The sequence below is a fragment of the Pseudomonas sp. AC169 genome (genome assembly GCF_979258515.1).
Genome location: NZ_OZ409866.1, coordinates 2030834 through 2056632 on the forward strand (window position 1 = coordinate 2030834; position 25799 = coordinate 2056632).

Here is a 25799-nt window from a genome sequence, read left to right on the forward strand (position 1 = left end):
TGGCGGGTGAGGCGCGCTACAGGCGAGCGTGCTGATTGGCGGCGCGCCGAAGCGTGCGCTTGCGTGGCGAGGGCGGGGGGCGGTGCGGCTGGCTATCCATCATGCGTTCTCCCAGAACCAGATGTGGATAAGTGACGGCTGTCCTTGTGCCATTGCAGTGAAGACAGCGCCGGAATCGAAGTCAAGGCAACGTCTTAGAACTGTATGAAATGTGATCAATTGCCGTTTGGACTATGGCGTACGGTTTGGCGAACAAGTTATCCACATGCCTATCCACTGGTTATGAAGAAGAGTTCAAAAGCAAGTATGCGCATCACGTGGAAAAGCCGACGCCCAACGTAAACCGGGCACCGGCTTCAAAACTCCAGGATTCGTCTGGTTACCAGTTCCAGGAGCCAATAATGCTCTGCGCTACCGAATAAATGCGGCTTACATCGGAAGTGCCGGGCGGCCGTTTATAGTCTGGATCAACTTTGCGCAATAACTCATCGTATAAACTATCGATCCGTTCTTCAGTCCGTTTCTTGTCGCGCCGACGAAGAACATCCAGTTTCTCCTTATTATCTTCAAGCGCCCTGTTTTCCTCAAAGTTGAATGCGCGACACCATTCACCCTCAATAGGATTAATGAACGGTGGTGGTCCGACTCGCTTATTCATTCAGGAGAACCAGCCGGTAATCCAGCTCACCACTGAATTGAAAGTACTGGTGATTTTTTCCCAGACGTTCTTCAGCCAGTTGAGTATGTTCTTGCCTACTTCAACAAAGAAGTCGGTGATCTTGTCCAGAACGGCATTGAACAATCCGCCAAAGGTTTCCATGAAGCCGACCACCGCATCGCCGCTTTGTGGAAACTTGTCGATCTGCGCAATGGCCTCATCGTACATTTTATCGATACGCTTATTAGCCGACTCCTGATCTCGTTTACGAAGCTCCTCAAGCTTTTTCTTGTAATCCGAAGTATCCGTTGAGCCCGAATTCTCGAAGGCCTCCGTGGCCTTGGTCAGCTCAGTCTGGGATTGATCCGACTGCCCCTCACCGGCCTCTCGTGCCTTGGGCTCGAGATTCTTGACAGCCGGATCATTGGAACTGTTGCTGACATACAGACTGCGCAAATGAATCTGCTGCAAATGTGGAGACGCCATCAGCACACCACGGGCCGTTCCCGAGGAACGCTGTTTAGCGTGAGTGCGCATTTCATTCAACAGTTCAACATACGCACCTTTGGACGGTGCGACCGCTGCGGCGGCAACGGACTTTACTTCTGACTTGGCGGCTTTAGACATTTCCATAACTCCTTGTAGTTGATTGTAAACAGCTCACCCTATAGCCGAGCACGCAAGATCATCTTGAACAGGCTCGTATTTGTTTCCCGACACTTCGCTCAAAGGCAGCGGATATGAATTGCCAAAGATGCGATGTCGCACCATTCAATTATCGGCAATCAAGCAGAAAACATTTTATGGATAACGCTATTAATTGCTGTGCGTGAAACATTCCATTGCATTACTCCTGCGCAGAGGCATGAGAAAAACTATTTGAACTACCTTGTTCACTTCATCGCGAGGAAGATTAAAGTCGGCAGGCAAAATAATGTCAAACCGCCAGATATACTAAAAAGAACCTGATGTTATTTGTATTTGCTATATGCCCCAGCGTACTGAAGGGCACTTCCATGACAGGGCCGGAAATATCCTCTGCTCCAAGAATGGTCAAAAAACAGCCAATTGGCGCAAAGCTCCAGGTAGCAAGGCTTACAGTGGTACATGAACAACTTATCCACATTTCGGCCCACAACAGTTGTGAACAACCCGTTCATCGGTCAAATTTTTATTGTGCAAACACAATAAAATCCGTGACTTATGAGGAATCATGGTTTTCCAGACTGATTGATTGTTTTTTGACCTATTGCCTGAAAGCCACGGTTTGCATGGCCTGTGGAGGATCGCGAACACCTTATCCACAGAAGCACCAACAGAGATCGGGGGTAACTTTGGCCTTGCTGTGGAAAAGCGCTGGAAGCTATGCGAAAACGGGGGTTTTGCAGAAGTTTTTCGTTGAAACAGATGAATTGATTGTTTTTTAACCAATTCACTGCGAGCCACGTCTTATAAGGGCCTCAGTGGATAGCGAACATCTTATCCACAGAAGCGCCAACAGAGATTGGGGGCAACTTATTGAGTTATCCTGCCGAAAAAGCTTCGAAAATCCGAGACTTAGGCTGGTTGTTTTTTGATCGAAGGGCTGTAAGGCTTTATTGGCGTGGGGTGTAGAGAGGGGCGAACACGTTATCCACAGATCCGCCAACAGGGATTGTGGGTAAATCGCCTACCCTCACCCCAGCCCTCTCCCATAGGGAGAGGGCTGGGGTGAGGTGTATTGGATAAATGCAGCGACCTGCCACCTATGCGGTGATCTTAGCTTGGCCAAACCTGAGGTCGCGCAGATCTTTCAGGTCGATGTAACGCTTGAGCACGCCACCGTAGGTCCCCTCTCCCTCCGGGAGAGGGCTAGGGTGAGGGGCTTTTCAGCGGACGACGCCTTCTTCAATCAGCAGCTTGAGGATGGCTTCGGCGCCGGCTTGGGGGGTGACGCCTTTGAGCACCTGCCCACCGCCGCCACTGGCTTTGGCGGTAGCGGCTTTCATGCGGTCGGCGCCACTTTTGGCTTTGATCACCTTCAGCCGTTTGGGCCGAGGCTTGGCCGGTTGCAAAGTGGCGACCGCGAGCAACTCATCGTCCACCACTTCGATGTCTTCAGCCTGCAAGACCCCGCGTCGCGCCGGACCATAAGCACTTTGCCGAGGCTTCGGCGCGGCGTTATCCACAGTCGCCAGAAACGGCAGCTTGACCTTCAACCGCCGCCGCTGCCCACGCGGCAACGCCTGCAGGACCAGCGCCGAACCGTCATTGATCGACTCGACCTGCGCCAGCCCCACCACCAGCGGCCAGCCCAGACCTTCGGCGAGCAGAAACGGCAACATCCCCGAACCTTCCCCGGTTTCTGCCTGGCTGCCGGTCAACACCACCTGTGCACCGGCATCACGCAGATACGCGGTCAGCGCCGGCAACGCATCGGCGCCAGCCGGTTGCTCCAGCACGTGCATCTGCTCAAGACCCATGCCCAGATAGGCGCGCAACGCCGGCTCCGCAACGTCGCCGGCGTGCAGCACTTGCAGGTTATCCCCAGCCAGTTGCAGGCCGAGTTCCACGGCGCGCGCGTCCTGGTCGGCGCGGCGTGGCCTGCCGGAAGTCGGGTGGGCGCCAATTGAAACCAGACTGATAACTTTCGTGTTCATAGCGTTTCCTTAAGCCGCATCGCGCTTGGCTTCGTTGCGGTAAGCCGCGACCGCTTCGATCAACGCTTGCAGAATCTCTGCGCTTTCGCCGATCACCGAGAGGTCAGCACGCTTGATCATGTCGCAGCCCGGGTCGAGATTGATCGCCACCACTTTGTCGCAAGCACCAATACCTTGCAGGTGCTGGATCGCCCCGGAGATACCCACAGCCACGTAAACCCGCGCGGTGACCCAGGTGCCGGACGCGCCGACCTGGCGATCACGGGCCATGAAGCCATCGTCCACCGCGACCCGCGAGGCGCCTTCGGTGGCGCCAAGTGCTGCGGCCGTTTCGTGGAACAGTGCCCAATCCTTGACGCCGTTGCCGCCGGAGAAAATGAACTCGGCTTCGGCCATTGGAATCGCCGCTGGGTCAACCGCCACCGCACCGAGATCTTCGATTCGCGACAGGCTGCGCACGACACTTGTGGATAACTCCACCGGCAACGCTTCGTGACGGGTTTCGCTGACTGGCTCGGCGCATTCGGCGGCGGCGAGAATCAACCGCGCGAGCGGACGGGCGAGGTCTTGCAAACCAGCGCCTGCACGGCCAATGCATTCCTGATCCTTGACCTGCCAGACCCGCGTCGCCGGGCGCTCGCCCAATGCCGCCGCAAAGCGTCGACCGAGTTCGCCACCACCGCTGCGGCTATCCGGCAACAGCCAATGACGTGGGTTGAACTGGTTATCCACAGCGCGCAAACCCTGCACTCGCTGTTCCGGTGCATAACCGCTGAACTGTTCGCCTTCGAGCACCAGCAAGCGATCCACACCTGCGGTGGCGAAAGTATTTTCCTTGTGCTCACCAAAGACCACCGCCAACACCGCGCCGTCATTACCGGCGAGCTGATGGGCGAGGCCAAGCAAGTCACGGTCGTGACTGCTCAAACGGCCACCGACCATGTCCGGCACCACGCTGATGTAGAACGCCGGGGCCGGGACCTGATGCAGCGGCAACTGCACCTCAACAGCGGCCGAGCGTTTGACCGCCCCGCCCTGTTGCGCGCCGCTGCGGTCGATACGCTTGATGCCGTTGGGGCCGATAAAACCGATGCCATGCAGGTTCTTGCGGATGATGCCGTTGGGGCCCATCCAGCTGTGTTGCGCCGGTTGCATGGCCGCGTGCAGCGGGTGCAAGCGGTTACGGGCAATCCATTCGGCGCGCGGGTCGCGGCGGATAATGTCGCTCATCAGTGGGCCTCCGCTGGTTCACGTTTGGCCGGGGTGGCAGGCTTGCTTGGCGCGGCGTCTTCGAGCAGCGCGTCGGCCACCAGTTCGGCGATGTCCTTGATCAGCGGACGCGGTTCGACCACGCCTTCGAGCATCGCCGTGCACTGTGGACAACCCACCGCCACCAGTTCGGCGCCAGTCTCGCGGATGTCTTCCATGCGCATATCGGGAATCCGTTGCTTGCCTGGAATGTCAGTGATCGGCGCCCCGCCGCCACCGCCGCAGCAGCGCGAGCGGAAGCCGGAACGTTGCATCTCTTTGACTTCAATACCGAGCGCACGCAGCACTTCACGCGGCGCTTCGTACTCGCCGTTGTAGCGGCCGAGGTAGCACGGATCGTGATAGGTCACGCTGTTGCCTTTGTGCTGTCCGAGGTTCAGCGCGCCGGCCTGAATGATTTCTGCCATATAGGTGCTGTGGTGCTGCACCAAGTAGTTGCCATCAAACGCGCCGTACTCGTTTTTCAGCACATGGAAGCTGTGCGGGTCGCAGGTGACGATGCGGTTGAAATTGTATTTGGCCAGGGTCTGGATATTGCGTTTGGCGAGCAACTGGAAGGTTGCTTCGTCGCCTAAACGACGGGCCACGTCACCGCTGTCACGCTCTTCGAGACCGAGCACGGCAAAGTCGATTTTCGCCGCTTTCAGCACTTTGACGAAGGCGCGCAATGTGCGCTGGTTACGCATGTCGAAGGCACCGTCGCCGACCCAGAACAGCACGTCGGTGGATTTCTTTTCGCTGAGCAGATTGAGGTTCAAGTCCGCCGCCCAGTTCATCCGCCCGCCCGGGGCGAAACCGCCGGGGTTGTCGGTGGCGATCAGGTTTTCGAGGACTTCGGCGCCCTTGTTCGGCGTCGCGCCTTTTTCCAGGGTCAGGTGACGGCGCATGTCGACGATGGCATCGACGTGCTCGATCATCATCGGGCACTCTTCGACGCAAGCACGGCAGGTGGTGCACGACCACAGGGTTTCGGCGTCGACCAAGCCGTTGACAATCGGTTGATGTGGATTGCCCGAGTGCTCACCCACAGGTTTGCCCGGATAAGGACTGCCGGCGAACTTCGCGTCGGTGCCGCCAGCGAGACCGACGACCATGTCCTGAATCAGCTTCTTCGGGTTCAGTGGCTGGCCGGCGGCGAAGGCCGGGCACGCGGCTTCGCACTTGCCGCACTGCACGCAAGCGTCGAAACCGAGCAACTGGTTCCAGGTGAAATCCTTGGGTTTTTCAACACCCAGCGGAGCAGTCGGATCGTTCAAATCCAAAGGCTTCAAACCGGTGGAACGACCGCCGCCAAAGCGTTCGGCGCGACGATGCCAGGCCAAATGCAGCGCACCGGCGAAGGCGTGCTTCATCGGCCCGCCCCAAGTCATGCCGAAGAACAGTTCCGACACGCCCCAAAGCACGCCGATCCCCAAAATTACCGCGAGTACCCAGCCGCCGAAGTTCTCCGGCAGGATTCCGGCCACCGGCAGGGTCAGCAGGAAGAACGACGCCGAGAACGCCAACAGGCTTTTCGGCAGGCGCATCCACGGGCCTTTCGACAGCCGCGCCGGCGGGTTGCGCCGACGCAGATAAACGAAGATCGCGCCGACGAACATCACCGCCGTCATCAGCAGCAAGGCGTAACCGAGGATGCGGTTATGCAGACCGAAACCGTGCACCAGCAGCGCCAGCACAATCGACGCCACCGCACCGCCGGCCGTGGCCACGTGGGTGTTGGCGATGTATTTGTCCCGCGCCACCACATGGTGCAAATCGACCATGTAGCGCTTGGGCATGGCGAACAGGCCGCCGATCAGATCGACCTTCGAGGCCCGGCCCCGGCGCCACATGGCCACCCGCCGCAACGCACCGAGGACACCAAGGCCCAGAGCGGCGAACAACAGGATTGGAAGAAGGGTGTTCAACATCAGAGTCACCTCTGGCGAGGTGCAAGCTACAAGCTACAAGCTGCAAGAAAGAGCAGCAAAATCTGCCGGGCTTTTACTTGCGGCTTGAAGCTTATGGCTCGCAGCTGAGCCGTCAAAAATCCTTACAGAGCCGGAGTGCGTCGTAAATGGCGGCGTGGGTATTACGCTGCGCCACGCAGTCGCCGATGCGGAACAGCAAGTAGCCGTCGCCCGCCTCGCTCAGCGAAGGTTGCGGCTGGATCGCGAACAACGCCTCGACGTCGATCTGGCCCTTGTTGCGCGAACCTTCTTTGAGCGCGTAGTAGATTTCCTCATCCGGACGTACGCCGTTTTCCACCACCACCTGATCGACCACCCGCTCCTCTTTGGCGCCGGTGTATTCGTTTTCCAGCACCGCGACCAGTTTGTCGCCCTCGCGGTAGACCTTCTCCAGCATCATGTCGCCGGTCATGATCACTTCTTTCGGGTACATGCTGCGGTAGTAGGTCGGGAACGACGTACCACCGATGGCCACGCCCGGTTTGATGTCGTCGGTGACGATCTCGACCTGGCTGCCCTTGTCGGCGAGGAAGTCGGCAACCGACATCCCGGTGAACTCGCAAATGGTGTCGTAGACCAGCACGTTCTTGCCCGGCGCGACCTTGCCGTCGAGCACGTCCCAACTGCTGACCACCAGCCCTTCAGCGGCGCCCCAGTGTTCGTTCTGCTCCAGATACGGATGCCCACCGACCGCCAGCACCACCACGTCCGGACGCAAGTCCATGATGGTGTCGGCATCAGCCGCCGTGCCCAGGCGCAGATCGACTTTCAGCCGCGCCAGTTCCAGCTGGAACCAGCGAGTAATACCGGCGATCTGGTCACGCTGTGGCGCTTTCGATGCGGTGGTGATTTGCCCACCGATGAATTCTTTCTTCTCGAACAGGGTCACGTCGTGGCCACGCTCGGCAGCAACACGTGCCGCTTCCATCCCGGCCGGGCCGGCACCGACGATCACCACTTTGCGTTTCGGCCCGGTGGATTTCTCGATGATGTGCGGCACGCCCATGTATTCACGGGACGTCGCGGCGTTCTGGATGCACAGCACGTCGAGACCTTGATACTGACGGTCGATGCAATAGTTGGCGCCGACGCACTGTTTGATCTGGTCGATCTGGCCCATTTTGATCTTGGCGATCAGGTGCGGGTCAGCGATGTGCGCGCGGGTCATGCCGACCATGTCGACATAACCGCCCTCAAGAATCCGTGTGGCCTGGTTCGGGTCCTTGATGTTCTGGGCGTGCAGCACCGGCACCTTGACCACTTCCTTGATCCCGGCGGCCAGATGCAGGAACGGCTCCGGTGGATAACTCATGTTCGGAATCACGTTGGCGAGGGTGTTGTGGGTGTCACAACCCGAGCCGACCACGCCAATGAAATCGAGCATGCCGGTGTCGTCGTAATACTTGGCGATCTGCTTCATGTCCTCGTGGGACAAGCCGTCCGGGTGGAACTCGTCACCGCACAGACGCATGCCCACGCAGAAATCGTCACCGACCTCGGCGCGCACGGCTTTCAACACTTCCAGACCGAACTTCATCCGGCCTTCAAAAGTACCGCCCCATTCGTCGGTACGCTTGTTGACGCGCGGGCTCCAGAACTGGTCGATCATGTGCTGGTGCACCGCCGACAGTTCAACGCCGTCAAGACCACCGGCCTTGGCCCGGCGCGCAGCTTGAGCGTAGTTGCCGATCACCCGCCAGATTTCTTCCGGCTCGATGGTTTTGCAGGTCGCGCGGTGCACCGGTTCACGGATGCCTGACGGCGACATCAGTGTCGGCCAGTTGAAGCCGTCCCAGCGCGAGCGCCGGCCCATGTGGGTAATCTGAATCATGATCTTGGCGCCGTGCTTGTGCATGGCGTCGGCCAGATTCTGGAAATGCGGAATGATCCGGTCGGTGGACAAGTTCACCGAGCTCCACCATTCCTGCGGGCTGTCGATGGCGACCACCGAGGAGCCGCCACAGATCGCCAGGCCGATGCCGCCCTTGGCTTTCTCTTCGTAGTATTTGACGTAGCGGTCGGTGGTCATGCCGCCGTCCGTCGCGTAGACCTCGGCGTGCGCGGTGCTGAGCACGCGGTTGCGGATGGTCAGTTTGCCGATCTGGATCGGCTGGAACATTGCTTCGAAAGCCATGGCGGGTTCCTCGACTTACAACGGCTTGACGGTGAACAGGCCGTCGTCGTGGCCTTCTTCGGAGCCACCGTAGACTTGCTCGGCGACCGTGCGAATCTTGCTGCCGCGCGCCTCAAGAATCTGGTCCATGGCCCCGGCAAACCAACCGGTGAACATGTAGTCGACCTTGCGCCCGACCTTGCCGTAGACGTAGACGAACGCCGAGTGCTCGAGTTTGACGCTGGCGGTGCCTTTGTCGAGGTCGATGTCCTGGATCTTGAACAGGCCCCAGCCACGTTGCGACAGGCGTTTCATGTAGTGCTCGAACACCGCGACGCCTTCCAGGCCGTGGCATTCCGCTTCTTTCTCGCACCAGTGCCAGGCGGATTTGTAGCCGGCCTTGTAGAGGATCTCGGCGTAGGCGTCTGCGCCCAAAACTTCTTCGATGCCCATGTGGTTATTTACGAAGAAGTGACGCGGCACGTAGAGCATTGGCAGGGCGTCGGAGGTCCAGACACCGGTCTCGCTGTCGACTTCGATTGGCAATTGCGGGGCGATCTTGGCCATGGAAACTTAACTCCAGAAAATTTTAGATTCAGTGTTGGCCGCGGCCCTCACCCCAGCCCTCTCCCAGAGGGAGAGGGAGCAGATCGGCGGCGGTCTTGAGAAAGCGTTACTCGCCCCAGACGTCTTTCAGGACGTTGACCCAGTTTTCGCCCATGATCTTGCGCACCACGCGCTCGGAATGGCCGCGCTTTAGCAGGGTTTCAGTGAGGTTCGGGAACTCGCCGACGGTGCGGATGCCCAGCGGGTTGATGATCTTGCCGAAGCTGGTCAGGCGGCGGGCGTAGCCCTTGTCGTGGGTCAGGTATTCAAAGAAGTCCTGGCCGTGACCCTGGGTGAAGTCGGTGCCGATGCCGATGGCGTCTTCGCCGACGATGTTCATCACGTATTCGATCGCTTCGGCGTAGTCGTCGATGGTCGAATCGATGCCCTTGGCGAGGAACGGCGCGAACATGGTCACGCCGACAAAACCGCCATGGTCGGCAATGAACTTCAGTTCTTCATCGGACTTGTTGCGCGGGTGCTCTTTGAGACCCGACGGCAGGCAGTGGGAGTAGCACACCGGTTTTTTCGATTCGAGGATGACTTCTTCGGAGGTCTTGGAGCCGACGTGGGACAGGTCGCACATGACGCCAACGCGGTTCATCTCGGCAACGATTTCGCGACCGAAACCCGACAGGCCGCCGTCACGTTCGTAGCAACCGGTGCCGACCAGGTTCTGGGTGTTGTAGCACATCTGCACGATGCCGACGCCGAGCTGCTTGAACACTTCGACATAGCCGATCTGGTCTTCAAACGCGTGAGCATTCTGGAAGCCGAAGAGGATGCCGGTCTTGCCCTGCTCTTTGGCTTTGCGGATGTCGGCGGTGGTGCGCACCGGCATCACCAGGTCGCTGTTGTCGCGGATCAGCTTCTGGCTGGCGGCGATATTGTTCACGGTCGCCTGAAAGCCTTCCCACACCGACACAGTGCAGTTGGCTGCCGTCAGACCGCCCTTGCGCATGTCTTCGAACAGCTCGCGGTTCCATTTGGCAATGATCAGACCGTCGATAACGATGCTGTCGGCGTGTAATTCGGCTGGGCTCATCAGGCGTCCCCTTATTGGCGATTCATGCGCCGAATCGTCTGCCGGCGCTTTGGGGCCAGCATATGCCTCGGTGCCGGGGCGACCGGGTGCAAAAACGACAGGGGAATTGCCGAAAGCGTCAATCCGCGACAAAGGGTCGCCAGACGCTCCGATCAGCTACCTGTTCAAGCCCGCACGCTTGAGCCAGAATCTCCCGCATCTTGGAAACACCACTGGATTAGAGCGGCGACAACAATGAAATCGATCTTCCTGGCTTTGGCACTGCTTGCGACCGGCGTACACGCCGCCGAAGAGTCCGACAACAACCCGTGCGACGCCGTCGAAAACGACGTCCAGACCCTGGAATGCTCAGCCTACAGCCGCACCACCGCCGAAGACTTGCTCAAGGACAACTACGCCAGCCTCAACGAGCGCATGCAGACCGCGTACGGCAAGAACCCGACACAACTGGCCGACATCACCGCCAAGATCAAGACGGCTCAGCAGCAGTGGCTGAAGACGCGGGATGCCGATTGCGCGGTGGAAGCGTTTCCGGCGACGGCGGGGAGCAAGGCCTTCACGATTGCGCAGAATGATTGCGTGGCGCGGATGAGTGATGAACGGTCGGAGTTTTTGGAGTCGATTGGGCAGGAATAGTCCTCAGAACTTGAAGGAAAATTGGAACTGCTTTCTGCATTTGCCTCGTGAATCTCCTCTTCTTACCGCACATGCCGACTTCGCCTACACCTATTACGTGAAAGCTCCGATCTACGGGCCTTTCACGCAATATGCTGACAACAGTTCTTGATTGGCCGCCTTGAAAATATAAGTAAAGATTCGCGAATCTTATAAAAGACTTATATTCTTCCATGAACAGCATCCACTGGACACGAAAGGCCGTTAAGCAACTCTTGAAATTGCATTCTGTGCATCAGGTACAGGTTCGGGATGCCGTTACGGCGCTTGCCGACATGCCTGATGTGGGCAATGTCAAAGCACTGATTGGCCATGACTATGCCTACCGCCTGCGTGTCGGCAATTATCGAGTGATGTTCGACTGGGACGGAGCAATCAAAGTGGTCAGTATTCAAGAGGTCAAAAAACGCGATGAACGCACTTACTGACATCCAAATCATCAACGACGCCGAGGGCAACCCAGCCTTCGTCGTCATCCCTTACGCGCAATACGTTGCGCAAAAAATGCAGCCCGACCTGATTCCCCATGCGGTAGTTAGCCGCATGGTTGACGGGGCGACACCCATCCGTGCCTGGCGCGAATACCTCAACCTGACTCAGGAAGAAGTCGCCAAACGCATGGGCATTTCGCAACCGGCGTTTGCCCAGCAGGAAACGGTGTCCAAGCCACGTAAAGCGACACGCGAAAAAATTGCAGCGGCGTTCGGCATCACCGCCAATCAGCTAGAGCTGTAAGCTGCCCTCCTCACTTCAAGGAATTCCCCATGAACATCTGCGGCATCGAAATCAAAGGCAGCGAAGCGATCATCGCCGTGGCCGCTCTCGACGGTTCGACCCTGAGCCACATTCCCCTCGCCACCAAGAAGATCGCCCTCGAAGACGATGACGAAGCGGCCAACGTGAAAGTGTTTGCGGCGCAGGTGGCGTCGTTTGTTCGGGAGAATTCGGTTGACCGGATTGCGATCAAGAAGCGCAGCAAGAAGGGTGAGTTTGCCGGTGGGCCGACGACATTCAAGATTGAAGGGATTTTGCAGTTGCTGGATGGGTGCGAGGTGACGTTGTTGTCGCCGCAGACGATCAATGCGCAGGCGAAGAAGCACAATTTTGAACTGCCGGGGACGTTGAACAAGTATCAGCATGAGGCTTATAAAGCCGCGTGTTCGGCGTTGGTGAAGAAATAAGCGTTTTTTCAGACAATGAAGATCCAAATGTGGGAGCGAGCTTGCTCGCGAAGAGGGGGGGTCAGTCGACAGTTTTGTTGAATGATCTACCGCGTTCGCGAGCAAGCTCGCTCCCACAGGTTTATTCGCCGGTCTCAAGATCAGGCTTGGGCGGTACGCCGGTCTTCGCGGGGGCAGCGGGCGAAGCGTGTACGGTAGCTGCGGGTGAAATACGACGGTGATTCAAACCCGCAGGCGATGCTGACTTCGAGCACACTCATGTCGGTCTGGCGCAATAACTGCCGGGCCTTTTCCAGTCTCAAGCGCAGGTAAAAGTTGCTCGGCGTATCGTTCAGGTGCAGCCGAAACAAGCGCTCCAGTTGCCGCCGCGTCACCTTGATCGATTCCGCCAGTTGCAGCGTGGTCAGCGGCGGTTCGCTGTGCTGCTCCATCTCGCCGATGACCTGCACCAGTTTCTTGTTGTTGATGCCGTAACGCGTGGCGACCTCCATGCGCTGGTGGTCTTTGCGTGGACGAATGCGCCCCAGCACAAATTGCTCACTGACCTGAATCGCCAGTTGCGGGCCATGGGCCTGGGCGATCAGATCGAGCATTAGATCGATGGAAGCCGTACCGCCCGCCGAAGTGATGCGCCGGCGGTCGATCTCGAAAAGCTCCTGGGTCACGCTGAGCTGTGGATAAGATTCCTTGAAGGCATCGATGGCTTCCCAGTGCAGGGTCAGGCGATGGCCATCGAGCAGGCCCGCTTCAGCAAGGACAAAGCTGCCGGTGTCGATGGCACCGAGGGTGACGCCTTCGTTGTCCAGCCGCCGCAACCAGTGTTCAAGGGTTGGCGTGGCGAACTTCAGTGGTTCAAACCCGGCCACCACCAACAACGTCGCACCTTTCTTCAACGGCTCCAGCGCCGCATCGGCGTTGACCGACATGCCGTTGCTCGCCAGCACTGCCCCGCCATCGGCACTCAACACATGCCAGCGGTACAACTCGCCACGAAAGCGGTTGGCCACACGCAGCGGTTCGATCGCGGAAATAAAGCCGATGGCGGAGAAACCCGGCATCAGCAGAAAGTAGAAATCCTGGGACATGTGCGCACTCGATTCGCGGGTAGCGTGGCTCGTTGATACGCCGATTGTCGTCAGCGTTCAAGGGTGCAGGTCGCTACAGTGCTAATGCCCGTCGCCGTAGTGCGCTTTCACGGGCGCATTGCTGCGTAACTTTGCATCACCGGCGCACCAGATGCCGGGAACCACAATAACGACCTGCCGAGGAACCCGACATGAAACGACTGATCAGCAGCTGTGTTCTTGCACTCAGCGGTACCGCTTTCTTGAGCGCCAGCGTCATGGCGGCCGAACCTGCGTCATGCCAGAACGTGCGCATGGGCGTGGTGAACTGGACCGACGTGATCGCCACCAGTGCGATGACCCAGGTACTGCTCGACGGCCTCGGCTACAACACCAAACAAACCAGCGCGTCCCAGCAAATCATCTTCGCCGGGATTCGCGATCAGCGTCTGGACTTGTTCCTCGGTTACTGGAACCCGTTGATGACGCAAACCATTACGCCGTTTGTCGACGCCAATCAGGTTAAAGTCCTTGAAGCACCGAGCCTGAAGGACGCCCGCGCCACCCTCGCGGTGCCGACCTATCTGGCAGATAAAGGCCTGAAAACCTTTGCCGACATCGCCAAGTTCGAAAAGGAACTCGGCGGCAAGATTTACGGCATCGAGCCGGGCTCGGGCGCCAATACGCAGATCAAGGCAATGATCGCCAAGAACCAGTTCGGCCTCGGCAAGTTCCAGCTGGTCGAGTCGAGCGAGGCCGGCATGCTCGCTGCCGTCGATCGCGCCGTGCGCCGCAAAGAGGCGGTGGTGTTCTTCGGCTGGGCACCGCACCCGATGAACGTCAACGTCAAGATGACCTATCTCACCGGCAGTGAAGATGCCCTCGGCCCGAATGAAGGCATGGCGACGGTGTGGACAGTGACCGCGCCGAAATACGCCGAGCAATGCCCGAACATCGGTCGCTTGCTGAGTAATCTGACCTATACCGCCGAAGACGAGAGCCGGATGATGCAGCCGCTGCTCGATCACAAAGATGCTTTCGAATCCGCCAAGCAATGGCTCAAGGATCACCCGGAAGACAAGCAGCGCTGGCTCGACGGCGTGACCACGTTCGATGGCAAACCAGCCGCTGAAAACCTCCAGCTGACCAGCAAATAACCCTCTCAATTTAAAGCCCCTCTCCCTGACCGGAGAGAGAGGACTGAACCACGCTTCGCAGCCCGAAAAGGGCTGCGGACAGACCCATCACGCCTGAAGGAAACCGCACCATGAACCACGACGTCATCATCACCTGCGCACTCACCGGTGCTGGCGACACGACCGCCAGAAGCCCACATGTGCCGGTCACCCCGAAACAAATCGCTGCGGCGGCCGTTGAAGCAGCCAAGGCTGGCGCCACCGTCGTGCACTGCCACGTTCGTGATCCGCAGACCGGCAAGTTCAGCCGTGACGTAGCGCTGTACCGCGAAGTGATGGAGCGCATCCGCGAGGCGGACGTCGACATCATCGTCAACCTCACCGCCGGCATGGGCGGCGACCTGGAAATCGGCGCTGGCGAGAACCCGATGGAGTTCGGCCCGAACACCGATCTGGTCGGCCCGCTGACCCGTCTGGCTCACGTTGAAGAATTGCTCCCGGAAATCTGCACCCTCGATTGTGGCACCCTGAATTTTGGCGATGGCGACACCATTTACGTGTCCACTCCGGCGCAACTGCGTGCCGGCGCCAAGCGCATTACCGAGCTGGGCGTGAAGGCTGAGCTGGAAATTTTCGACACCGGACATCTGTGGTTTGCCAAGCAGATGATCAAGGAAGGTTTGCTGGATAACCCGCTGTTCCAGCTGTGCCTGGGCATTCCCTGGGGCGCGCCGGCGGATACCACGACGATGAAAGCCATGGTCGATAACTTGCCCGCCGATGCAGTGTGGGCCGGGTTCGGCATTGGCCGGATGCAGATGCCGATGGCCGCGCAAGCGGTGTTGCTCGGCGGCAACGTGCGGGTCGGGCTGGAAGACAACCTGTGGCTGGACAAGGGTGTGCTTGCCACCAACGGCCAACTGGTCGAGCGCGCCACCGAAATCCTCAGCCGCCTCGGCGCTCGCGTCCTCACGCCGGCGGAAGGTCGAAAGAAAATGGGCCTGACCCAGCGCGGCTAACCCTCAGCCAAAAAATGGGGCTCTCACAGCCCCCCCAATTCCACCTGTAGGAGCTGCCGAAGGCTGCGATCTTTTGATCTTGTTTTTTTAGATCAAGATCAAAAGATCGCAGCCTTCGGCAGCTCCTACAGGGATTACTTCACGGGAAAATTCCTATGAGCTTTATCACCGAAATCAAAACCTTCGCCGCGCTGGGCAGCGGTGTCATCGGCAGCGGCTGGGTCGCTCGCGCCCTCGCCCATGGCCTCGACGTGGTGGCCTGGGACCCGGCACCGGGTGCCGAAGCGGCACTGCGTAAACGCGTGGCCAATGCCTGGGGCGCGCTGGAAAAAAACGGCCTGGCACCCGGTGCTTCGCAGGATCGTCTGCGCTTTGTCGCGACCATCGAAGAATGCGTGCGCGATGCTGATTTCATTCAGGAAAGCGCCCCGGAACGTCTCGAGCTGAAACTCGATCTGCACAGCAAAATCAGCGCTGCGGCCAAGCCGAATGCGTTGATCGGTTCGAGCACTTCCGGTCTGCTGCCGAGCGAGTTCTACGAGAGCTCAACGCATCCTGAACGCTGCGTGGTCGGCCACCCGTTCAACCCGGTTTATCTGCTGCCGCTGGTAGAAGTGGTGGGCGGGAAGAACACCGCACCGGAGGCCGTGCAAGCGGCGATGAAAGTCTACGAATCCCTCGGCATGCGCCCGTTGCATGTGCGCAAGGAAGTGCCCGGATTTATCGCCGACCGCTTGCTTGAAGCGTTGTGGCGAGAGGCGCTGCATCTGGTCAATGACGGTGTGGCGACCACTGGCGAGATCGATGATGCGATTCGTTTTGGCGCCGGGTTGCGCTGGTCGTTCATGGGTACGTTCCTGACGTACACCTTGGCCGGCGGCGATGCGGGCATGCGCCACTTCATGTCGCAATTCGGCCCGGCGTTGCAGTTGCCGTGGACGTATCTGCCGGCACCGGAACTGACTGACAAGTTGATTGATGATGTGGTCGATGGCACCAGTGATCAGCTTGGTCGCCACAGCATTTCGGCGCTGGAGCGCTATCGTGATGATTGCTTGCTGGCGGTGCTGGAGGCGGTGAAGACCACCAAGGAGAAGCATGGGATGCGTTTTAGCGAGTGATGTGTATGGCATGACATCGCTGCCCTCCCCCTAGCCCTCTCCCGGGGGGAGAGGGGACTGACTGCGGTGTTCATGCGAGCTGCACCGACCTGATCTATCGAGCCGAACTCAGGACTTGAAAAGCTTGAAGATCGGCCCCCTTTCCCCCTCTCCCCCCTGGGGGAGAGGGCTGGGGTGAGGGGGTAGCTCTTGATCTTAACGACCCGCCAACTGCCGGAACCCAAACCATGCCGCACCTCACCACCTACCAAACCACCATCATCCCCGACTGGGTCGACTACAACGGCCACCTGCGCGACGCCTTCTACCTGCTGATCTTCAGCTACGCCACCGACGCCCTGATGGACCGTCTCGGCATGGACAGCAACAACCGTGAAGCCAGCGGCAACTCGCTGTTCACCCTCGAACTGCACCTCAATTATCTGCACGAAGTGAAGCTCGACACCGAGGTCGAAGTGCGCACGCAAATCATCGGTCACGACAGCAAACGCCTGCACCTCTATCACAGCCTGCACAAGGTTGCTGAGGATCAGGAACTGGCCGGCAACGAACAGATGCTGTTGCACGTCGATCTCGCCGGCCCGCGTTCGGCGCTGTTCAGCCCGGACACCTTGAGTCGCCTGCAAGACATCGTCGCCGAACAGAAAGACCTTCCCGTTCCCGCTTACCTCGGCCGCGTTATCGCGCTGCCACCCGCCCGGTAATCCATCGATCGCAAGGAGCCGCCATGAACACCGCTGCCGCTGTTGCCGATTTCCGTACTTATCCGTTGATCAGCGCGCTCGGTGGCGTGCAGAGCCTGGCGGATCGCGTTGCCATCCAATGGGCTGACGGTCGCGTCAGCCCGTTCCACCATGTCTGGCTGCGCGACAACTGCCCGTGTCCACAGTGCGTCTATAACGTCACCCGCGAACAAGTCTTCGAGATTGTCGATGCCGCTGAAGACCTCAAGCCTGCTGCCGCACATATCGATAGCGACGGCTGTCTGCGCATCGACTGGCAGGACGGCCACCTCAGCCGTTTCGATCCGGGCTGGTTGCGCGCCCATGCCTACGATGATGAATCCCGCGCCGAACGCTTGGCCGCCAAGCCCAAACCTTTTCTGTGGCGCAGCGACCTACAACTTCCGGTGTTCGAATACGCGGCACTGATGAACGACAACGCTGCGCTGCTGCAATGGCTGCTCGCGATCCGCGACATCGGCCTGACGCAAGTGCACGGCGTGCCAACCGAGCCTGGCTCACTGAAGCTCATTGCGCAGCGGATTTCCTTCATCCGCGAAAGCAACTTCGGCGTGCTGTTCAACGTGCAATCCAAGGCCGATGCCGACAGCAATGCCTACACCGCTTTCAACTTGCCGTTGCATACCGACCTGCCCACTCGCGAACTGCAACCGGGGCTGCAATTTCTGCATTGCCTGGTGAATGACGCCGAGGGTGGCGAGAGTGTTTTGTCGACGGGTTTGCGATTGCCGATGCATTGCGCAGCGAAGATCCGACGGCATTCCAAGCGTTGTGCGAAATCCCCGTGGAGTTTCGCAACAAGGATCGGCACAGCGACTATCGCTGCCTGGCGCCGATCATTGCGCTGGATGCCTTGGGGCGTGTGTCGGAGATTCGCATGGCGAACTTTCTGCGCGGGGCGTTTGATACGTCGGTGGAACAGATGCCCCGGTTGTATCGGGCGTATCGACGCTTTATCGCGATGACCCGCGAGCCACGCTTTCGCTTGATACAGCGGCTCAATCCCGGAGAGCTGTGGTGCTTCGATAATCGCCGCACGCTGCATGCGCGCAATGCCTTTGACCCGGCAACCGGGGCACGGCATTTTCAGGGTTGCTACATCGACCGGGATGAGTTGTTGTCGCGGATTCTGGTGTTGCAGCGCTAGACCGCGTCACCGTTCTTCGCGAGCAGGCTCACTCCTACAGGGGGAATGCATTTCAACTGTAGGAGTGAGCCTGCTCGCGATGGCGTCAGATCAGTCACCACCACACTATCTGACTCACAGGCAAAAAAAGCCCCGATACCAGCCGTGACAGGATCGGGGCAGAGGGTACTTTTGAGGAGCTGCCGTGCGAGGGTGACCAAACCTTCGTGTTGCAAGCTGAGTTCAGTGTGCCCACTCCCTTGAGCGGTGAGTTAGCCGAAAACGACCTGTTCATAGCCGTCGCAGCCACTGCGACAAATCGCCCTTGCCGTGCCCCGGCATGGCTACCAGAATCGAGCCACGACCTCCGTTATTGAAGAAGGATGCGCGTCATGATGTATGCCGATTTGATCGATCAGGAAGATTTGTTGGGCCAGCTCAAGGCGTTGGGCATTCAAGTCCCCAGTGGCACGACCGCCGATCAGGCGTGCGAGTGCGCAGTGCGCGGTCTGGATAATGTTCGCGCGTTTGAACTGCGCAAGATGGTCAAGGACATGTACACCAGCGGCGCCAGTATCCAGCCGGCGGTGCGTCAGGCGATCGACAAGCAGTTGTTGCCGGCACTGGCGGACTACCAGCAAAGCCATAGCGCCTGACGTTGCTCACCTGATCATTCCCACGCTCCGCGTTCGGCCTTTTGGGACGCAGAGCGTCCCGGGCTGCGTTCCCACGCAGAGCGTGGGAACGATCCTTATCAGAGCCTCACGCTGGCAAACGTCGACTCATTGCGCGCCTGACTCAACGCCGACATCGGCCCCGACAGCGGCGACATCACGATCGCCTGCGGCAGCGGCAGCATCGCCACTTGCTGGGTGGTGTTGGAGCCTACGCGCTCGTCACGCGGCGGAATGCCGAAGTACTCGCGGTAGCACTTGGAGAAGTGCGGCGTCGAGACGAAGCCACACACCGAAGCCACTTCGATGATCGACATCGGCGTCTGCTTGAGCAACTGCCGGGCGCGGATCAGGCGCAGCTTCAAGTAGTAACGCGATGGCGAGCAGTGCAGGTATTTCTGGAACAGCCGCTCCAGCTGTCGACGCGACACAGCGACGTACACCGCCAACTCGTCCAGATCGATCGGCTCTTCCAGATTGGCTTCCATCAGCGCGACGATTTCCTGCAGTTTCGGCTGATTGGTGCCGAGCATGTGCTTGAGCGGCACGCGCTGGTGATCCTGCTCGTTGCGGATGCGTTCGTAGACGAACATTTCCGAGATCGCGGCGGACAGTTCACGGCCGTGATCGCGGCTGATCAGATGCAGCATCATGTCCAGCGGCGCGGTGCCGCCGGAGCTGGTGAAGCGGTTACGGTCGAGGGTGAACAAACGGGTGCTCATGGCCACGCGCGGGAAAGCTTCCTGCATCGCTGCCAGACACTCCCAGTGCACACTGCAATCGAAACCGTCGAGCAGGCCAGCACAGGCCAAAGCCCAACTGCCGGTGCACACGGCGCCGAGGCGCTTGGACTGACGCGCCTGGCTTTGCAGCCACGAGACGTGTTCACGGGTAACGGTGCGTTGAATGCCGATGCCGCCGCAGACGATCACCGTGTCCAGTGGCGGGGCTTTGTGCATGGAAGCGTCGGGGGTGATTTGCAGACCGTCACTGGCCCACACCTGGCCGCCATCGACGGTGAGGGTGCTCCAGCGATACAGCTCGCGACCGGACAATTGGTTGGCCATGCGCAGGGGTTCTACTGCGGAGGCCAGAGAAATCAGCGTGAAATTGTCCAGCAGCAGAAAGCCGATGGATTGAGGCGCACGGTTCTGGGGTTGGGCCCCGGAGTTGAACGTCGTCATCGCGGTATCTCCTCACACAAAGCGGGTGATGGCCTCAGGCGGAGGCTCTTGTTATTGCCATCGTTCTCGCGTGGGAGACGGGCTTTGTTATGACAGAGCAATTGCCATGCCTAAAATTGGATGGCCGTTCAATAACTCCTGAAAACGACGTCGCGACGTGTCTATACGAGACGTCCGACGAAAGGTATTTCGAAGTGCCATCAGCGGCGGGGAATGCGCGGCTCAGATGGGTGTGAGCAAATCGGTAGCACTTGTGGGAACTGGCCTGCGCGCCGTTTGTGGGGAGTGTCACCGCAAGCACGGGTGACGGACGGTCGGGGCGCGGATCGTATGTAACAGGTGGGAAAGACTCTTATCTGTTTGCGACGCGCTAAAAGGTGGCGTGATTTATTGTCTGTGTTCACTTGATGAGCAATTTTGACTGGTCTGGCCCCTTCGCGAGCAGGCTCGCTCCCACATTGGGCCCTGGCGTTCACACATTTTGTGTTCACTGGAGATCTACTGTGGGAGCGAGCCTGCTCGCGAAGAATTCACCTCGGTGTCACTGACTCAGCACTCAACCGCGCTGACCGCCAACCCACCCCGCGAAGTCTCTTTATATTTGTCATGCATGTCGGCGCCGGTATCGCGCATGGTGCGGATCACCCGGTCCAGCGAAATAAAGTGCTGACCATCACCACGCAACGCCATCTGCGCCGCGTTGATCGCTTTCACCGCCGCAATCGCATTGCGCTCGATGCACGGCACCTGCACCAAACCGCCGACCGGATCGCAGGTCAGCCCAAGGTTATGCTCCAGACCAATTTCCGCCGCGTTGCATAATTGCTCTGGCGTGGCGCCAAGAATCTCCGCCAGCCCCGCCGCCGCCATCGCGCACGCCGAGCCGACTTCACCCTGACAGCCAACTTCGGCACCGGAGATGGAAGCATTCTTCTTGCACAGAATCCCCACCGCCGCCGCACCGAGGAAGTAGTCGACCACGTTGGCGTCCGTCACCGCTTCGCTGAACTTCATAAAGTAGTGCAACACCGCCGGGATGATCCCCGCCGCGCCATTGGTCGGCGCCGTGACCATGCGCCCACCGGCCGCGTTTTCTTCATTAACCGCCAGTGCAAACAGGTTGACCCACTCCATCGCGCTCAAGGTCGAGCCGATCACATTGGGCTTACCCAACTCCTGAAGACTGCGATGCAACTTCGCCGCGCGCCGCCGCACATTCAACCCGCCGGGCAGGATGCCTTCGTGCTTGAGGCCCTGCTCGACGCAATCCTGCATCGCCCGCCACAATTTCATCAGCCCGGCGCGGATCTCTTCTTCACTGCGCCAGACCTTTTCGTTGGCCAGCATCAGTTCGGCAACGCGCAAATTGTTCTTCTTGCACAGTTCCAGCAGCTCGACCGCACTGGAGAAGTCATAAGGCAATTCAGTGCGATCCAGATCGACCACGCCACTGGAGGCCTGCGCTTGATCCACGACAAAACCGCCGCCGACCGAATAATAGGTGTCGCGATGCAACTCACCGTGATCGCCTTCGGCAACAATCGTCATGGCATTGGGATGGAACGGCAGGTTTTCATCGATCAGGCGCATGTCCCGCGCCCAGACAAACGGCACCGACAAACGACCATCCAGTAAAAGCGTGTGGGTTTCGCGCAGTGCCTGGATACGCGGGCCGATCTGTGACGGGTCGATTGCGTCCGGCCACTCGCCCATCAGCCCCATGATCACTGCACTGTCGCTGCCGTGACCAATGCCCGTGGCCGACAGTGAACCGAACAACTGCACTTCGATCCGCCGCACCTGTTCCAGTTGATGCTGGCCCCTTAACGACTCGACAAACAACGCCGCCGCGCGCATCGGCCCGACGGTGTGGGAACTGGAAGGGCCGATGCCGATTTTGAACAGGTCGAAAACGCTGATAGCCATTGCTGCAGAGCTCCTGAGGATGCCGGTCCGGGGCGCAAAAGCGCCCGCTGGCGGAGCTGCTACGCTCAAGCTGCGATCCGCCGGAATGCCGGCATCATCAGGCTTTTGTCGGGACGCACGGCGTCTGACACCGACGCACTCATGTCCACCAGCGCCGCGCCGTTTTCGCCCCGGTTTTTCGCCGTTTTTATGCGGCTCAGAGGGTCATTGGGGGCTGAAAAAAGCTGTAAACGACGTCACTGACACTGGATGCGACCATCCCTGTACTGGATACGACCCCCCCTGTAGGCGTCAGATTTTCACTGGTACATGATCGTTATGACTCGATTGCAAGGCGCCGTGACAGAGCTGTCTTCAGAACGCCATCCAACCGCAACCTATAAGTGCGGTGGTCCACAGTCGGAACACTGCCAAAAAAAACACCAAGGAGTCCATCCATGAAAGGTTCCCCGTCGTTGTTGTTGGCCGCCATGCTGAGTCTGCCGTTACTGGCGCAAGCTGCAGAACCGGCGCAGTGCAGTACCGTTAACTTCTCCGATGTCGGCTGGACCGACATCACCGCGACCACCGCCACCACCTCCGTTGTCCTCAACGCCCTCGGCTACAAGACCAAGACCACCATGATCTCCGTGCCCGTGACCTACAAGTCGCTGGCCGACGGCAAGAACATGGACGTGTTCCTCGGCAACTGGATGCCGACCATGGAAAACGACATCAAGGCCTACCGCGACGCCGGCACCGTGGAAACCGTGCGCACCAACCTCAAGGGCGCCAAGTACACCCTCGCCGTGCCGCAAGCCCTGTATGACAAAGGTCTGCATGACTTCGCCGACATCGCCAAATTCAAGAAAGAACTCGACGGCAAGATCTACGGCATCGAGCCTGGCAACGACGGCAACCGTCTGATCCAGAGCATGATCGACAAGGACGCCTTCGGCCTGAAGACCGCCGGTTTCAAAGTGGTCGAGTCTTCGGAAGCGGGCATGCTCTCGCAAGTGGATCGCGCGCAAAAACGCGACACAGCGGTGGTCTTCCTCGGCTGGGCGCCGCACCCGATGAACAAGCGCTTCAAGATTCAATACCTGACCGGTGGCGATGATTTCTTCGGCCCCGATTTCGGTGCGGCGACCGTGGCGACCAACACCCGCAAGGGTTACGCCGCGGAATGCAGCAACGTCGGTCAGTTGCTGAAGAACCTGGAGTTCACCGTCGACATGGAAAGCGAACTGATGGGCAACATCCTCGACGACAAGATGAAGCCTGACGCGGCCGCCAAGGCCTGGCTGAAAAAGAATCCACAAGTGCTCGATACCTGGCTCGCTGGCGTGACCACCATTGACGGTAAACCTGGCCTGGAGGCCGTGAAAGCCAAGCTTCAGTAATCGCTTATGCCGGGTGGGTTCGCCCACCCGGGCTGTTTATTTCCTTGCATGCGGACGTTCACTACCATGCTGATCGATCAGAAAATACCTTTAGGCCAGTACATCGCGGGCTTCGTTGAATGGTTGACGCAACACGGCGCCAACACCTTCGACGCAATCGCCGTGACCCTGGAAACGATGATCCACGGCGTGACGTTTGCGCTGACCTGGTTCAACCCACTGGTCTTGATTGGCCTGATTGCAATCATCGCCCATCTGATTCAACGCAAGTGGGGCCTGACCGCGTTTGTGGTCGCCTCCTTTCTGCTGATCCTCAATCTGGGGTATTGGCAGGAAACCATGGAAACCCTCGCCCAGGTCATGTTCGCGACCCTGGTCTGCGTGGTCATCGGCGTGCCGCTGGGCATCGTCGCCGCGCACAAACCGATGTTCTACACGTTAATGCGTCCGGTACTCGATCTGATGCAGACCGTACCGACCTTCGTTTACCTCATTCCTACCCTGACCCTCTTCGGGCTGGGTGTGGTCCCGGGCCTGATCTCCACGGTGGTATTCGCCATCGCGGCGCCGATCCGCCTGACCTACCTGGGCATCCGCGATGTCCCGCAAGAACTGATGGACGCCGGCAAGGCCTTCGGCTGCTCGCGTCGCCAATTGCTCTCACGGATCGAACTGCCTCACGCCATGCCGAGCATCGCGGCCGGCATTACCCAGTGCATCATGCTGTCGCTGTCGATGGTGGTGATCGCGGCACTGGTAGGCGCCGACGGACTCGGCAAACCGGTGGTCAACGCACTGAACACTGCTGATATCGCCCTGGGCTTCGAAGCGGGCCTGGCGATCGTACTGCTGGCGATCATGCTCGACCGTATCTGCAAACAACCCGACGCTAAAGTAGGGGGTGACGCATGAGCATAATTCGCTTCGAAGACGTCGACGTAATCTTCTCCAAGGATCCACGCGAGGCGCTCAAGCTGCTGGATCAGGGCATGACCCGCAACGAGATCCTGAAGAAGACCGGACAGATTGTCGGCGTGGAAAAAGCCACGCTGGATATCAACAAAGGCGAAATCTGCGTGTTGATGGGCCTGTCCGGTTCGGGCAAGTCGAGCCTGCTGCGCTGCATCAACGGCCTCAACACCGTGAGCCGCGGCAAGCTGTTCGTCGAGCATGAAAACCGCCAGATCGACATCGCCTCCTGCACCCCGGCCGAGCTGAAAATGATGCGCACCAAACGCATCGCCATGGTGTTTCAGAAGTTCGCCCTGATGCCGTGGCTCACGGTGCGCGAGAACATCAGTTTCGGTCTGGAAATGCAGGGTCGCCCGGAGAAGGAACGCAAGAAACTCGTTGATGAAAAACTCGAACTGGTTGGCCTGACCCAATGGCGCAACAAGAAGCCTGACGAGCTGTCGGGCGGCATGCAGCAGCGTGTCGGTCTAGCGCGGGCGCTGGCGATGGACGCCGACATTCTATTGATGGACGAACCGTTCTCGGCGCTTGACCCGCTGATCCGTCAGGGCCTGCAGGATGAACTGCTGGAACTGCAACGCAAGCTGAACAAGACCATTGTGTTTGTGAGCCACGACCTCGATGAAGCGCTCAAGTTGGGCAGCCGCATCGCGATCATGAAGGACGGTCGGATCATCCAGTACAGCGTGCCGGAAGAGATCGTGCTGAACCCGGCGGACGACTATGTGCGTACGTTCGTGGCGCACACCAATCCGCTCAACGTGCTTTGCGGTCGCAGCCTGATGCGCACACTGGACAAGTGCAAACGCATCAACGGTTCGGTGTGTCTCGACCCGGGCGGCGATTCCTGGCTGGACCTGGCCGAGGGCAACACCATCAAGGGTGCGCGGCAGAATGGTTCAGTGTTGAACCTGCAGAACTGGGCACCGGGGCAAGCGGTTGAAGGCCTAGAGCGCAAGCCGACGCTGGTGGATTCGAACATCGGCATGCGTGATGCGCTGCAGATTCGTTATCAGACCGGCAACAAGCTGGTGCTGCACGATGACAATCATGTGGTGGGGATCCTGGGCGACAGCGAGTTGTATCACGCGTTGCTGGGCAAGAACCTCGGTTAAGGCGGGATAAAAAAAGGGATCGCGGTGAGCGATCCCTTTTTTATTGGGTCAGGGAAAAGCCCCTCACCCTAGCCCTCTCCCGGAGGGAGAGGGGACCGACCGGGGGATGCTGCAGATCTACACCGACCTGATCTTGCTTCACCGAATCCATAATCGACTCGATCTTTCAGGTCGATGTACAACGCCAGACACCTCGGTCAGC

General features: G+C 59.1%; 23 protein-coding genes and 1 pseudogene. 13 read left to right on the forward strand and 11 right to left on the reverse strand.

Annotation, left to right across the window (positions count from 1 at the left end; translation table 11 throughout):
• Positions 1 to 379: 379 nt before the first annotated feature.
• The 8 genes from ACZZ0G_RS09245 to ACZZ0G_RS09280 all read right to left on the reverse strand — a co-directional run bounded on the left by ACZZ0G_RS09245 (position 380) and on the right by ACZZ0G_RS09280 (position 10279).
• Positions 380 to 658, reverse strand: coding sequence for a hypothetical protein (locus tag ACZZ0G_RS09245; RefSeq protein WP_463555959.1), 279 nt, complete (start codon positions 656 to 658; stop codon positions 380 to 382).
• The gene (locus ACZZ0G_RS09250; RefSeq protein WP_463555960.1) at positions 659 to 1285 is read right to left on the reverse strand and encodes a hypothetical protein; all 627 of its coding nucleotides are present in this window, start codon (positions 1283 to 1285) and stop codon (positions 659 to 661) included.
• Between the two features lie 1241 nt (positions 1286 to 2526).
• Entirely contained in the window at positions 2527 to 3297 is a 771-nt protein-coding gene (gene etfB, locus ACZZ0G_RS09255; RefSeq protein ID WP_463555961.1) for an electron transfer flavoprotein subunit beta, read from the reverse strand.
• Between the two features lie 9 nt (positions 3298 to 3306).
• Complete coding sequence (gene etfA / locus ACZZ0G_RS09260) at positions 3307 to 4527, reverse strand: electron transfer flavoprotein subunit alpha (protein ID WP_463555962.1); 1221 nt, start codon at positions 4525 to 4527, stop codon at positions 3307 to 3309.
• Positions 4527 to 6476, reverse strand: coding sequence for a dimethylglycine demethylation protein DgcB (gene dgcB, locus ACZZ0G_RS09265; RefSeq protein ID WP_463555963.1), 1950 nt, complete (start codon positions 6474 to 6476; stop codon positions 4527 to 4529). The genes etfA and dgcB overlap by 1 nt, the downstream gene beginning before the upstream one ends.
• Positions 6477 to 6588: 112 nt before the next feature.
• On the reverse strand, positions 6589 to 8649 hold the full coding sequence (gene dgcA / locus ACZZ0G_RS09270; RefSeq protein WP_016983627.1) for a dimethylglycine demethylation protein DgcA: 2061 nt from the start codon (positions 8647 to 8649) through the stop codon (positions 6589 to 6591).
• 15 nt (positions 8650 to 8664) lie between these two features.
• Entirely contained in the window at positions 8665 to 9195 is a 531-nt protein-coding gene (locus ACZZ0G_RS09275; RefSeq protein ID WP_005792152.1) for a DUF5943 domain-containing protein, read from the reverse strand.
• Between the two features lie 106 nt (positions 9196 to 9301).
• Positions 9302 to 10279, reverse strand: coding sequence for a dipeptidase (locus ACZZ0G_RS09280; RefSeq protein WP_463555964.1), 978 nt, complete (start codon positions 10277 to 10279; stop codon positions 9302 to 9304).
• Between the two features lie 234 nt (positions 10280 to 10513).
• Between ACZZ0G_RS09280 and ACZZ0G_RS09285 the strand changes: the two genes are divergently transcribed.
• The 4 genes from ACZZ0G_RS09285 to ACZZ0G_RS09300 all read left to right on the forward strand — a co-directional run bounded on the left by ACZZ0G_RS09285 (position 10514) and on the right by ACZZ0G_RS09300 (position 12135).
• Positions 10514 to 10915 carry a lysozyme inhibitor LprI family protein gene (locus tag ACZZ0G_RS09285; RefSeq protein WP_463555965.1) on the forward strand — a complete coding sequence of 134 codons (402 nt, stop codon included), beginning with the start codon at positions 10514 to 10516 and terminating at the stop codon, positions 10913 to 10915.
• 212 nt (positions 10916 to 11127) lie between these two features.
• Positions 11128 to 11382, forward strand: coding sequence for a type II toxin-antitoxin system RelE family toxin (locus ACZZ0G_RS09290; RefSeq protein WP_064388148.1), 255 nt, complete (start codon positions 11128 to 11130; stop codon positions 11380 to 11382).
• Entirely contained in the window at positions 11366 to 11689 is a 324-nt protein-coding gene (locus ACZZ0G_RS09295; RefSeq protein ID WP_463555966.1) for a helix-turn-helix domain-containing protein, read from the forward strand. Before ACZZ0G_RS09290 ends, ACZZ0G_RS09295 begins: the two co-directional genes overlap by 17 nt.
• 29 nt (positions 11690 to 11718) lie before the next feature.
• A complete protein-coding gene (locus ACZZ0G_RS09300) occupies positions 11719 to 12135 on the forward strand; it encodes a DUF3010 family protein (RefSeq protein ID WP_463555967.1) in 417 nt (138 codons plus the stop codon).
• Between the two features lie 140 nt (positions 12136 to 12275).
• Here the strand turns inward: ACZZ0G_RS09300 and ACZZ0G_RS09305 are convergent, their stop codons facing one another.
• Positions 12276 to 13220 (reverse strand): GlxA family transcriptional regulator, encoded by a 945-nt coding sequence (locus tag ACZZ0G_RS09305; protein ID WP_463555968.1) that lies wholly within the window; start codon positions 13218 to 13220, stop codon positions 12276 to 12278.
• A gap of 191 nt (positions 13221 to 13411) precedes the next feature.
• Between ACZZ0G_RS09305 and ACZZ0G_RS09310 the strand changes: the two genes are divergently transcribed.
• From ACZZ0G_RS09310 to ACZZ0G_RS09335, 6 genes and pseudogenes are all read left to right on the forward strand, one after another.
• Positions 13412 to 14356: a choline ABC transporter substrate-binding protein gene (locus tag ACZZ0G_RS09310; RefSeq protein WP_053124565.1), complete on the forward strand. Its 945-nt coding sequence runs from the start codon at positions 13412 to 13414 to the stop codon at positions 14354 to 14356.
• 110 nt (positions 14357 to 14466) lie between these two features.
• Positions 14467 to 15354, forward strand: coding sequence for a 3-dehydrocarnitine:acetyl-CoA trimethylamine transferase CdhC (gene cdhC, locus ACZZ0G_RS09315; RefSeq protein ID WP_095187107.1), 888 nt, complete (start codon positions 14467 to 14469; stop codon positions 15352 to 15354).
• A gap of 155 nt (positions 15355 to 15509) precedes the next feature.
• Positions 15510 to 16475, forward strand: coding sequence for an L-carnitine dehydrogenase (locus tag ACZZ0G_RS09320; protein ID WP_463555969.1), 966 nt, complete (start codon positions 15510 to 15512; stop codon positions 16473 to 16475).
• 227 nt (positions 16476 to 16702) lie between these two features.
• A complete protein-coding gene (locus ACZZ0G_RS09325) occupies positions 16703 to 17179 on the forward strand; it encodes a thioesterase family protein (RefSeq protein ID WP_463555970.1) in 477 nt (158 codons plus the stop codon).
• A 23-nt stretch (positions 17180 to 17202) separates the two neighbouring features.
• Positions 17203 to 18365: pseudogene (locus ACZZ0G_RS09330) on the forward strand (gamma-butyrobetaine dioxygenase).
• A 371-nt stretch (positions 18366 to 18736) separates the two neighbouring features.
• Positions 18737 to 19000: a hypothetical protein gene (locus tag ACZZ0G_RS09335; protein WP_016983943.1), complete on the forward strand. Its 264-nt coding sequence runs from the start codon at positions 18737 to 18739 to the stop codon at positions 18998 to 19000.
• Positions 19001 to 19098: 98 nt separating this feature from the next.
• Here the strand turns inward: ACZZ0G_RS09335 and gbdR are convergent, their stop codons facing one another.
• Complete coding sequence (gbdR, locus tag ACZZ0G_RS09340; protein ID WP_122604372.1) at positions 19099 to 20202, reverse strand: choline metabolism transcriptional regulator GbdR; 1104 nt, start codon at positions 20200 to 20202, stop codon at positions 19099 to 19101.
• Positions 20203 to 20751: 549 nt separating this feature from the next.
• Positions 20752 to 22128 (reverse strand): L-serine ammonia-lyase, encoded by a 1377-nt coding sequence (locus ACZZ0G_RS09345; protein WP_463555971.1) that lies wholly within the window; start codon positions 22126 to 22128, stop codon positions 20752 to 20754.
• Between the two features lie 437 nt (positions 22129 to 22565).
• Between ACZZ0G_RS09345 and ACZZ0G_RS09350 the strand changes: the two genes are divergently transcribed.
• The 3 genes from ACZZ0G_RS09350 (at position 22566) to choV (ending at position 25597) form a co-directional block, all read left to right on the forward strand.
• Complete coding sequence (locus tag ACZZ0G_RS09350; protein ID WP_064119194.1) at positions 22566 to 23510, forward strand: choline ABC transporter substrate-binding protein; 945 nt, start codon at positions 22566 to 22568, stop codon at positions 23508 to 23510.
• 66 nt (positions 23511 to 23576) lie between these two features.
• A complete protein-coding gene (choW, locus tag ACZZ0G_RS09355) occupies positions 23577 to 24422 on the forward strand; it encodes a choline ABC transporter permease subunit (RefSeq protein WP_457464073.1) in 846 nt (281 codons plus the stop codon).
• Positions 24419 to 25597 carry a choline ABC transporter ATP-binding protein gene (gene choV, locus ACZZ0G_RS09360; RefSeq protein ID WP_064119193.1) on the forward strand — a complete coding sequence of 393 codons (1179 nt, stop codon included), beginning with the start codon at positions 24419 to 24421 and terminating at the stop codon, positions 25595 to 25597. The genes choW and choV overlap by 4 nt, the downstream gene beginning before the upstream one ends.
• Positions 25598 to 25799: the final 202 nt, after the last annotated feature.